Annotated in this window: 9 protein-coding genes; 5 read left to right on the top strand and 4 right to left on the bottom strand. The window is 62.8% G+C overall.

What is annotated here, in order from left to right; all coding sequences use genetic code 11:
• Positions 1-515: 515 nt before the first annotated feature.
• Positions 516-1,856 (bottom strand): DEAD/DEAH box helicase, encoded by a 1,341-nt coding sequence (locus AC07VU_RS03770; RefSeq protein ID WP_274305884.1) that lies wholly within the window; start codon positions 1,854-1,856, stop codon positions 516-518.
• Positions 1,857-2,048: 192 nt separating this feature from the next.
• On the opposite strand from AC07VU_RS03770, the gene AC07VU_RS03765 reads away from it, so the two are divergent.
• Positions 2,049-3,347, top strand: coding sequence for a mechanosensitive ion channel family protein (locus AC07VU_RS03765; protein ID WP_097134495.1), 1,299 nt, complete (start codon positions 2,049-2,051; stop codon positions 3,345-3,347).
• A gap of 161 nt (positions 3,348-3,508) precedes the next feature.
• On the opposite strand, the gene AC07VU_RS03760 is transcribed toward AC07VU_RS03765, so the two are convergent.
• From AC07VU_RS03760 to AC07VU_RS03750, 3 genes are all read right to left on the bottom strand, one after another.
• Positions 3,509-4,372, bottom strand: a complete 864-nt coding sequence (locus tag AC07VU_RS03760) for a carboxylate/amino acid/amine transporter (RefSeq protein WP_495029533.1) — start codon at positions 4,370-4,372, stop codon at positions 3,509-3,511.
• 375 nt (positions 4,373-4,747) lie between these two features.
• Positions 4,748-5,347 carry an FMN-dependent NADH-azoreductase gene (locus AC07VU_RS03755; RefSeq protein WP_053260036.1) on the bottom strand — a complete coding sequence of 200 codons (600 nt, stop codon included), beginning with the start codon at positions 5,345-5,347 and terminating at the stop codon, positions 4,748-4,750.
• A 149-nt stretch (positions 5,348-5,496) separates the two neighbouring features.
• Positions 5,497-5,811: a 3-phosphoglycerate kinase gene (locus tag AC07VU_RS03750; RefSeq protein WP_495029532.1), complete on the bottom strand. Its 315-nt coding sequence runs from the start codon at positions 5,809-5,811 to the stop codon at positions 5,497-5,499.
• 49 nt (positions 5,812-5,860) lie between these two features.
• On the opposite strand from AC07VU_RS03750, the gene AC07VU_RS03745 reads away from it, so the two are divergent.
• From AC07VU_RS03745 to AC07VU_RS03730, 4 genes are all read left to right on the top strand, one after another.
• Positions 5,861-6,784 carry a PA3225 family LysR-type transcriptional regulator gene (locus tag AC07VU_RS03745; RefSeq protein WP_053260035.1) on the top strand — a complete coding sequence of 308 codons (924 nt, stop codon included), beginning with the start codon at positions 5,861-5,863 and terminating at the stop codon, positions 6,782-6,784.
• 43 nt (positions 6,785-6,827) lie between these two features.
• Positions 6,828-7,631 (top strand): alpha/beta fold hydrolase, encoded by an 804-nt coding sequence (locus tag AC07VU_RS03740; protein WP_007920627.1) that lies wholly within the window; start codon positions 6,828-6,830, stop codon positions 7,629-7,631.
• Between the two features lie 3 nt (positions 7,632-7,634).
• Positions 7,635-8,198: a peptidylprolyl isomerase A gene (locus AC07VU_RS03735; protein ID WP_007920626.1), complete on the top strand. Its 564-nt coding sequence runs from the start codon at positions 7,635-7,637 to the stop codon at positions 8,196-8,198.
• 88 nt (positions 8,199-8,286) lie between these two features.
• Positions 8,287-10,119: an ABC transporter ATP-binding protein gene (locus AC07VU_RS03730; protein WP_495029531.1), complete on the top strand. Its 1,833-nt coding sequence runs from the start codon at positions 8,287-8,289 to the stop codon at positions 10,117-10,119.
• Positions 10,120-10,283: the final 164 nt, after the last annotated feature.

The following is a 10,283-nucleotide window of genomic DNA, read 5'->3' as shown; positions in this document are numbered from 1 at the left end:
TGCTCTTCGAGCAGGCGGTCCTGGCGTTCGCGGATCAGGTCGGTGTCACCGGGGGTGGGAGCGGCATGAACGAGGTGTAGCGGAGTCAAGCACAGCAAAGCCAGGCACAACCTCCCCGCGAGGGCGGGAGAGTACATGTTCGGTCCCTCGAGACAGCTTGATATCAAAATAATAGCGCGATATTAATTTGCCACTATTCTGGCGTCAATCAATCGCAGCCTGAAATTGCTCGAGGGAACGCCCACCGCTTGAAAAGCGTCACTGCGGATGGGGCGGGTAACCGCCTCGAGAAATCGCTTTCGAGGCTAAAGCGTCCGAGATGACGGCATCAATCAGACGCATCTGGTTGTTTTGAGAGAAACTCCCGGAGATCAGGTAAAGCCTTTCCTCTTTTTCTGAACCGAGGCCTGCCCCGCAAACCTGCCGAAAAGGTCGAGATCCGGTCGCAGGCAAGATCTTTTCGCCCATGAAAAAGCCCGGACACTGTCCGGGCTTTTTTATCCAATCATCGAGCCTTATTCGGCCACAGGCGCTGCTGGCTTGCGGCGCTTGAGCGGCGCCATGCCGTCCTGGCTGACCAGGGCATCGCTTTTCGGCCGGTTGGCGGTCTTGCGCTTGGTCGGGGCCTTGGCCGCGGTTTTTTTCTTGTCGCCCTTGGCGTCGGTCTTTTTCTTCTTCACGCCCGCGGCCTTGCCGGACGCCTTGACCTTCTTCGGCCCGCCGTAGGTGCCTTTGACTTCCTTGATGGTGCGGCGCTCGAAGTTCTGCTTGAGGTAGCGCTCGATGCTCGACATCAGGTTCCAGTCGCCATGGCAGATCAGCGAGATGGCCAGGCCGTCGTTACCGGCACGCCCGGTACGGCCGATGCGGTGCACATACTCGTCGCCGCTGCGCGGCATGTCGAAGTTGATCACCAGGTCCAGGCCGTCGACGTCCAGGCCGCGGGCGGCGACGTCGGTGGCGACGAGGATTTTCACCCCACCCTGCTTCAGGCGGTCGATGGCCAGCTTGCGGTCCTTCTGGTCCTTTTCACCGTGCAGGACGAACGCCTTGTACTCCTGGGCCACCAGGCGGCCGTAGATGCGGTCGGCCATGGCGCGGGTGTTGGTGAAGACGATGGCCTTCTGGTAGGTCTCGTTGGCCAGCAGCCAGTTGACGATCTGCTCTTTGTGCTGGTTGTGGTCGGCGGTGATGATCTGCTGGCGGGTGGTGTCGTTCAGTTGGCTGACCGCGTTGAGTTGCAGGTGCTCAGGGTTGTTCAGGACCTTGGCGACCATCTCGCGCAGGCCCGAGCCGCCGGTGGTGGCGGAGAACAGCATGGTCTGCTGCCGGTTCGGGCACTCGTCCACCAGGCGCTGCACGTCGTCGGCAAAGCCCATGTCGAGCATGCGGTCGGCTTCGTCGAGGACCAGCACTTCCACTTCTTTCAAATCGAGGTTGCCGGCGTTCAGTTGCTCGATCAGGCGGCCCGGGGTGCCGATCAGGATGTCCGGCACCTTGCGCAGCATGGCGGCCTGGACCTTGAAGTCTTCGCCACCGGTGATCAGGCCGGCCTTGATGAAGGTGAACTGCGAGAAGCGTTCGACTTCCTTCAGGGTCTGCTGCGCCAGTTCGCGGGTCGGCAGCAGGATCAGGGTCTTGATGCTGACGCGGATCTTCGCCGGACCGATCAGGCGATTGAGAATCGGCAGGACGAACGCGGCGGTCTTGCCGCTGCCGGTCTGTGCCGTCACCCGCAGGTCACGCCCCTGGAGCGCGAGCGGAATGGCCGCTGCCTGCACAGGCGTTGGCTCGACAAATTTAAGCTCGGCCACGGCTTTGAGCAGGCGTTCGTGCAGGGCGAATTGGGAAAACACGGGTGCTACCTCGAAGATATGCAAAAAAACAGCTGCATAGGGTAACGGTTTCGGGCGCGAAGGCCGAGTTTCTTTCACGCAAACCACGGTAAACAATTGGTTTTTGTCAGCGATTTGTCCTTAACGGTAACTTTCGACGGCTTAAATGTTCTAATCGATCCGTCTCGTCTCATAGAGGAAGCTTCTGACCCCATGGATTTCAAACAGCTCTGGCTCAACGTTCAAGACCTCTGGGGGGCGCTCGATGAGCACCCGCTCCTGCATTCCAGCCTGGCCCTGGTCATCCTGCTGGTGGTGGCGCTGCTCGTCGGACGAGTGGCGCGCTACCTGATCCTGCACGCGGTCAAGCTGCTCGGCCGCCAGCCGTCCCTGCACTGGCTCAACGACCTGCGCCAGAACAAGGTGTTCCATCGCCTGGCGCAGATGACCCCGTCGCTGGTGGTCCAGTTCGGCCTGCACCTGGTGCCGGAGCTGAGCAAGACCAGCCTGGTGTTCCTCGGCAACCTGGCTCTGGCCTTCACCATCCTGTTCCAGGTACTGGCCATCAGCGCCCTGCTCAACGCCCTGCTGGACATCTACGCGCGCACCGAACATGCGCGTACCCGTTCGATCAAGGGTTATGTGCAACTGGCGAAGATGGTGCTGTTCGTGTTCGGCGCGATCATCATCGTCGCCACCTTGATCGACCGCTCTCCGCTGCTGCTGTTGTCCGGCCTGGGCGCCATGTCGGCGGTGATCCTGTTGGTCTACAAGGACACCCTGCTGTCGTTCGTCGCCAGCGTGCAGCTGACCAGCAACGACATGCTGCGGGTCGGCGACTGGATCGAAATGCCCCAGGTCGGCGCCGACGGCGATGTGGTGGATATCACCCTGCACACGGTCAAGGTGCAGAACTTCGACAAGACCATCGTCTCGATCCCCACCTGGCGCCTGATGTCCGAGTCGTTCAAGAACTGGCGCGGCATGCAGCAGTCCGGCGGCCGGCGGATCAAGCGCAGCCTGTACATCGACGCCAGCGGCGTGCGTTTCATCAACGATGAGGAAGAGACGCGCCTGGGCAAGGTCCACCTGCTCACCGACTACATCAGTCGCAAGCAGGCCGAGCTCAAGAGCTGGAACGAAGCCCAGGGCAATGTCGCCGCCATGTCGGCCAACCGCCGCCGCATGACCAACCTGGGGACCTTCCGCGCCTATGCCCTGGCGTACCTCAAGAGTCATCCGGACATCCAGCCGAACATGACCTGCATGGTCCGCCAGATGCAGACCACCGCCCAGGGCATTCCGCTGGAAATCTACTGCTTCACCCGCACCACGGCGTGGACCGACTACGAGCGGATCCAGGGCGATATCTTCGATTACCTGCTGGCGGTGATGCCGGAATTCGGCTTGAGCCTGTATCAACAGCCGAGCGGCAACGACCTGCGCGCTGGCCTGCTGCCGGCGGTGCTGGGCGCCAGCCATATCCCCGAAGTGGAAAAACGCGCACTGTAATTCCCGCCTGATCGCCCCGTCCCCGGGGCGATCCCCCTCTATCTGCTCAATCTGTAGGAGCGGCCGGTCGACGCTCGATTGCTCGCGATCCGCACAGCGGCCTGACCCCGCGGTGTCTGTCAGGTCGCTATCGCGGGCAATCGAGCGTCGACCGGCCGCTCCTACAGAACTGCGGCGGTTTTCGTGCCGCGACGGCTGATCCACACCGCCGCCAGAATCACCAGTGCGCCGAGGAACAGGCGCCCCAGTTCTTCGTGCTGGTTCCAGATCAACAGGTTGATCAGCAGCCCCACCGGCACATGCAGGTTGTTCATCACCGCCAGGGTCGCGCCAGTGACCAGGCAGGCGCCCTTGTTCCACCAGTACAGCCCCAGCGCGGTGGACACCAGCCCGAGAAACAGCAGCACCGCCCATTGCAACGGCGCTTCGGGCAGGAAGTCCTGCTTGCCGAACAGCAGGAAGGCCGGCAATACCACCGCCAGCGCCCCCAGGTAGAAGTAGCCGAAACGCCGGTAATGCGGCAGGTCGCTCGGATGGCGCGCCACCAGATGCTTGTACAGCACCTGCCCGGCGGCGTAGGTGAAGTTGGCCAGTTGCAGCAGCAAAAAGCCCATGAAGAAGTCCGGGCTGATGCGGTCGTAGCGGATCACCGCCGCCCCGGCCACCGCCACCAGCGCCGCCAGCAGGCCCCAGGGGTTGAAGCGGCGGTTGAGCGCGTCCTCGATCAGGGTCACATGCAGCGGCGTGAGGATGGTGAACAGCAGCACCTCCGGCACCGTCAGCACGCGGAAACTCAGGTATAGGCAGACGTAGGTCACGCCGAACTGCAAGGCGCCGATCAGCAGCATGCCGCGCATGAACGCCGGCTCCACCTGGCGCCAGCGGGTCAGCGGGATGAACACCAGCCCGGCCAGCAGCACCCGGACCAGCACCGCGAAGTAACTGTCGACATGCCCGGCCAGGTATTCGCCGATCAGGCTGAAGGAAAACGCCTGGATCAGCGTGACAAAAAGTAGATAGCCCATGGATCGCCTCGTCTCGAAGGGAGGCGACGATAGCGGTTTTGCCCCGAATAATAAAACCGGACAGACAATATCCCGCCCCTGTAGGAGCGAGCTTGCTCGCGATGAACGATAACGCGGTGGGCCAAACGTTCCGCGTCGCGGCTATCGCGAGCAAGCTCGCTCCTACAGGGGCCGAGTCGTTACGAATGGGTAGGCCAGCCCGCCCCGGGAACGAGGTGAAATCGCGGGCAAAAAAAAGCCCGATCTCGCAAAGCGTTCAATCGGGCGGGAGCACTCAGGAGCAACAAGTGCAAAGGGAGGTTCGATGCGCAAACAAACTTGAAGGGGAGCGCAGGGCCTACTAGACCACTGCGCGATTATCTGGCGATTAACGGATCAGGCGACCTGGGCCAGTTTGGCGTTGGCCTGGTTCAGGCCCTTCTCCTGGAAGTCGCCGCCCAGGTTCATGCCTTCGGCGTGAATGAACTCGACGTCGTGGATCCCGATGAAGCCCATGACCTGGCGCAGGTAAGGTTCCTGGTGGTCCGCGGTGCTGCCGGCGTAGATGCCGCCACGGGCGGTCAGCACGTAGGCACGCTTGCCGTTGAGCAGGCCCTGGGGACCGGTTGCGGTGTACTTGAAGGTCACACCGGCACGCAGCACGTGGTCCAGCCAGGCTTTGAGGGTGCTCGGGATGGCGAAGTTGTACATCGGCGCGGCCATCACCAGCACGTCGGCGGCCAGCAGTTCGTCGGTCAATTCGTTGGAGCGCTGCAGCGAGGCCTCTTCGATCTCGTTGCGCTGCCCGGCGGGTTTCATCCAGCCGCCCAGCAGGTTGCTGTCCAGGTGCGGCACCGGGGTTACCGCCAGGTCACGCACGGTGATCTGGTCGCCTGGGTGGGCCGCTTGCCATTGCTTGATGAAGGTCTGGGTCAGCTGACGGGAAACGGAATCCTGCTGACGGGCACTGCTTTCGATGATCAGAACGCGGGACATGGGATGTAGCCTCCATCGGGAATGCTGTAGGTCGATGGAGCGCAGATTAAACAGAGTCATATCGATGAAAAAGCGCAAATAACTGCTATAACCAATCAATAAATTCGTTTATAAGCGGAGCAGGTCGCGCACCCTGCTCCGCTTTGCGCTTATTTGGCGGTACAGGTCAGGTCGATGCGCAGCTTGATGATGCTGCGGTTGAACTTGGCCGTGGCGTTCTTGAACTTGCCGGCCGCCACTTCCACCTTGCGCGTACGCGGGGCTTCGGGGCCGTTGCGAAAGACCACCGTGCAGGCGGCGTCGATGGTGCCGTAGTTGTTCACCTGGATCGAACCGATGTCGGCATCGGTGTCGTAGGCGGTGTAGTCGATGCTCACGCCTTCGAGGTGTTTCTTCACGTCGATGGGATAGGCGAACGCACTGAGCGGCAGCAGGGCCAGCAACACACAACAGAATTTTCTCATTCGGCAGTCTCCAATAAGGAGCGCCAGCTTAGGACAAGAGGAGCTCCTCATGAAAGCGCCCCGCGTTACCCTCGATCAATGGCGAACGCTGCAGGCCGTGGTCGACCACGGCGGCTTCGCCCAGGCGGCCGAAGCGCTGCACCGTTCGCAATCCTCTGTCAGTTACACCGTGGCGCGCATGCAGGACCAACTGGGCGTGCCGCTGCTGCGTATCGATGGGCGCAAGGCCGTGCTCACCGAAGCCGGCGGCGTGTTGCTGCGGCGCTCGCGGCAACTGGTGAAACAGGCCAGCCAGCTGGAAGACCTGGCCCACCACATGGAACAGGGCTGGGAAGCCGAAGTGCGCCTGGTGGTGGACGCCGCCTACCCCAGCGCGCGCCTGGTACGCGCGCTGACCGCCTTCATGCCGCAAAGCCGTGGCTGCCGGGTGCGCCTGCGCGAAGAAGTGTTGTCCGGGGTCGAAGAGGTGCTGCTCGAAGGCGTGGCCGACCTGGCCATCAGTGGCTTCAATATCTCCGGCTACCTGGGCACGGAAATGAGCTCGGTGGAGTTCGTCGCCGTGGCCCACCCGGAACACGCCCTGCACCGCCTGAACCGCGAGCTGAATTTCCAGGACCTGGAAAGCCAGCTGCAGGTGGTGATCCGCGACTCCGGCCGCCAACAGCCGCGGGATGTCGGCTGGCTCGGCGCCGAACAGCGCTGGACCGTCGGCAGCCTGGCCACCGCCGCCACCTTCGTCGGCAGCGGCCTGGGCTTTGCCTGGCTGCCGCGGCATATAATCGAGCGCGAACTCCGGGAGGGCCTGCTCAAGGTGCTACCGTTGGACCAGGGCGGCAGCCGGCACCCGACCTTCTACCTGTATTCGAACAAGGACAAACCCCTGGGCCCGGCCACGCAGATCCTCGTCGAGCTGCTGCGCACCTTCGACACCGCGCCGCTGGACGCGCCGTTCGCCGCCCCGGAACAAGCCTGACCCCGTACTTGAACCCTCCACGCGCCTGAACAGGAATTCAGCCATGGCCTATTTCGAACACGAAGGATGCACCCTGCACTATGAGGAATACGGCCATGGCGAACCGCTGGTGCTGGTCCACGGGCTCGGCTCCAGCACCCGTGACTGGGAAAAGCAGATCGCCGAGCTGTCCGCCCATTACCGCCTGATCCTGCCCGACGTGCGCGGCCATGGCCGCTCCGACAAACCCCGCGAGCCCTACAGCATCGCCGGGTTCAGCGCCGACCTCATCGCCCTGCTGGAGCACCTGAACCTGTCGCGGGTGCACTTGGTAGGCCTGTCCATGGGCGGCATGATCGCCTTCCAGGTCGCGGTGGATCAGCCCGGGCTGCTGAAAAGCCTGTGCATCGTCAACAGCGCGCCCGAGGTCAAGATCCGCAGCGCCAACGACGCCTGGCAATGGTTCAAGCGCTGGAGCCTGATGCGCCTGCTCAGCCTGGAAACCATCGGCATTGCCCTGGCCGGCAAATTGTTCCCCCTACCTGCGCAGGCCGAGCTGCGGCAAAAGATGGCCGAGCGCTGGGCAAAAAACGACAAACGTGCTTATCTCGCAAGCTTCGATGCCATCGTTGGCTGGGGGGTCCAGGAACGACTTTCGCAAGTCGCCTGTCCAACCCTGGTCATCAGCGCCGACCGTGACTACACCCCGGTCGCACTGAAAGAAAGTTATGTGAAACTGCTGCCCGACGGGCGCCTGGTGGTGATCGCCGATTCGCGTCACGCCACGCCGCTGGACCAGCCGCAACGCTTCAACCAAACCCTGCTCGAGTTTTTAACCGCAGTCGACACCACCACCCAGGATCACTGACCCATGCTGAAAAAAATCGCCCTCGTCGCCGGCTCCGTTCTGTTTGCTGCCAACCTGATGGCCGCCCAACCGGCCAAGGCGCCTCACGTCCTGCTGGACACCAGCTTCGGCAAGATCGAAGTCGAACTGGACCCGGTCAAGGCCCCGATCTCCAGCAAGAACTTCCTCGACTACGTCGACAGTGGTTTCTACACCAACACCATCTTTCACCGGGTGATCCCGGGCTTCATGGTCCAGGGCGGCGGCTTCACTCCGCAGATGGTGCAGAAGGAAACCCGCGACCCGATCAAGAACGAAGCCAGCAACGGCCTGCATAACGTACGCGGCACCCTGTCCATGGCCCGCACCTCGAACCCGAACTCGGCCACCAGCCAGTTCTTCATCAACGTCGCCGACAACGCCTTCCTCGATCCGGGTCGCGATGCCGGTTACGCGGTGTTCGCCAAAGTGGTGAGTGGCATGGACGTGGTCGACCAGATCGTCAACTCGCAGACCACCACCAAACAAGGCATGCAGAACGTGCCGATCGACCCCGTGCTGATCAAGTCGGCCAAGCGCATCGACTAATGTGTCACCGGGAGTCCCGGCGCGGCGCTGACACAGCGCTGCGCCTGCTTACTGATAAGGAGAGCCCGCCACGCGGGCGTCAGATCCCATGCTCTATCGTCGTTTTGAACAGCTGATCGATATTTTCCGCGACGCTCCCACTGCCGCTCCCCCCAACCGCGTACTGCCCTTCTACCTCTACTACATCAAGCAGGTCTGGCCGAGCTTCGTCGCCCTGTTGGTAGTCGGCCTGTTCGTCGCGCTGATCGAGGTGTCGCTGTTCAGCTACCTGAGCACGATCATCGACCTGGCCCAGGGCACGCCGAATGTCGAGATCTTCAAGACCCACGGCCTCGAGCTGGCCTGGATGGCCATGGTCGCGCTGATCTTCCGCCCGCTGTTCGTCGCCCTGCACGACCTGCTGGTGCACCAGACCATCAGCCCGGGCATGACCAGCCTGATTCGCTGGCAGAACCACAGCTATGTGCTCAAGCAGAGCCTGAACTTCTTCCAGAACGATTTCGCCGGGCGCATCGCCCAGCGCATCATGCAGACCGGCAACTCGCTGCGCGATTCGGCGGTGCAGGCGGTGGACGCGCTGTGGCACGTGCTGATCTATGCGGTCAGCGCCCTGGTGCTGTTCGCCGAGGCCGACTGGCACCTGATGATCCCGCTGCTGATCTGGATCGCCAGCTACATCGGCGCGCTCTGGTACTTCGTGCCGCGGGTCAAGGAACGCTCGGTGATTTCCTCGGACGCCAACTCCAAGCTGGTCGGCAGGATCGTCGACGGCTACACCAACATCACCACCCTCAAACTGTTCGCCCACACCCACTTCGAGCAGAACTACGCGCGCGAAGCCATCGGCGAACAGACCGAGAAAAGCCAGTTGGCCGGGCGCGTCATCACCAGCATGGACGTGGTGATCACCGCCATGAACGGCCTGCTGATCGTCTCCACCACGGGCCTGGCCCTGTGGCTGTGGACCCAGTCGCTGATCTCGGTCGGCGCCATCGCCCTGGCCACCGGCCTGGTGATCCGCATCGTCAACATGTCCGGCTGGATCATGTGGGTGGTCAACGGCATCTTCGAGAACATCGGCATGGTCCAGGACGGCCTGCAGACCATCGCCCAGCCCATCAGCGTCAGCGACCGCGAGCAGGCGCCGCGCCTTGCGGTGGCCAGCGGCGAAGTGCGTTTCGAGCATGTGGATTTCCACTACGGGAAAAAGACCGGGGTCATCAGCGACCTCAACCTGACCATCAAGCCCGGGGAAAAGATCGGCCTGATCGGCCCGTCCGGCGCCGGCAAGTCGACCCTGGTCAACCTGTTGCTGCGGCTCTACGACCTGGAGAGCGGACGCATCCTGATCGACAACCAGAACATCGCCGACGTGACCCAGGAAAGCCTGCGCGAGCGGATCGGCATGATCACCCAGGACACCTCGCTGCTGCACCGCTCGATCCGCGACAACCTGCTGTACGGAAAGCCCGACGCCACCGACGAGGAACTCTGGGAAGCGGTGCGCAAAGCCCGCGCCGACGAGTTCATCCCGTTGCTTTCCGACGCCCAGGGCCGCACCGGCTTCGATGCCCATGTCGGTGAACGCGGGGTGAAACTCTCCGGCGGCCAGCGCCAGCGCATCGCCATTGCCCGGGTGCTGCTCAAGGACGCGCCGATCCTGATCATGGACGAGGCCACCTCGGCCCTGGACTCGGAAGTCGAGGCGGCGATCCAGGAAAGCCTGGAGACCCTGATGCAAGGCAAGACCGTGATCGCCATCGCCCACCGCCTCTCGACCATCGCCCGCATGGACCGCCTGGTGGTCCTGGAAAAAGGCCGCATCGCCGAGACCGGCAGCCATGCCGAGCTGCTGGCCCACGGCGGTTTGTATGCGCGCCTCTGGCAGCACCAGACCGGGGGGTTCGTCGGTATCGATTGACCTGTAGCCCTGTAGCCCTGTAGCCGCTGCCGAGCCTGCGAGGCTGCGATAGGGTTCGCAGAACCCTCGACGCCCTCAGGGACACGTCCCCTTCGGGGCCGATCGCAGCCTTCGGCAGCGGCTACAAGGGGGCGGCTACTTCAATCGCTACCCGCCCATCGCAG

It is taken from the genome of Pseudomonas sp. GW821-FHT02B10 (genome assembly GCF_059421865.1).
The sequence above is the reverse complement of the archived record's forward strand: the minus strand, read 5'-3'. Positions and strand labels throughout refer to the sequence as shown.

What these genes read in the sequence shown, in the direction of transcription:
- AC07VU_RS03765 (WP_097134495.1), top strand. Translation starts at nt 2,049, where the DNA reads ATGGATTTCAAACAGCTCTGGCTCAACGTTCAAGACCTCTGGGGGGCG.
- AC07VU_RS03760 (WP_495029533.1), bottom strand. Translation starts at nt 4,372, where the DNA reads ATGGGCTATCTACTTTTTGTCACGCTGATCCAGGCGTTTTCCTTCAGC.
- AC07VU_RS03755 (WP_053260036.1), bottom strand. Translation starts at nt 5,347, where the DNA reads ATGTCCCGCGTTCTGATCATCGAAAGCAGTGCCCGTCAGCAGGATTCC.
- AC07VU_RS03750 (WP_495029532.1), bottom strand. Translation starts at nt 5,811, where the DNA reads ATGAGAAAATTCTGTTGTGTGTTGCTGGCCCTGCTGCCGCTCAGTGCG.
- AC07VU_RS03745 (WP_053260035.1), top strand. Translation starts at nt 5,861, where the DNA reads ATGAAAGCGCCCCGCGTTACCCTCGATCAATGGCGAACGCTGCAGGCC.
- AC07VU_RS03740 (WP_007920627.1), top strand. Translation starts at nt 6,828, where the DNA reads ATGGCCTATTTCGAACACGAAGGATGCACCCTGCACTATGAGGAATAC.
- AC07VU_RS03735 (WP_007920626.1), top strand. Translation starts at nt 7,635, where the DNA reads ATGCTGAAAAAAATCGCCCTCGTCGCCGGCTCCGTTCTGTTTGCTGCC.
- AC07VU_RS03730 (WP_495029531.1), top strand. Translation starts at nt 8,287, where the DNA reads ATGCTCTATCGTCGTTTTGAACAGCTGATCGATATTTTCCGCGACGCT.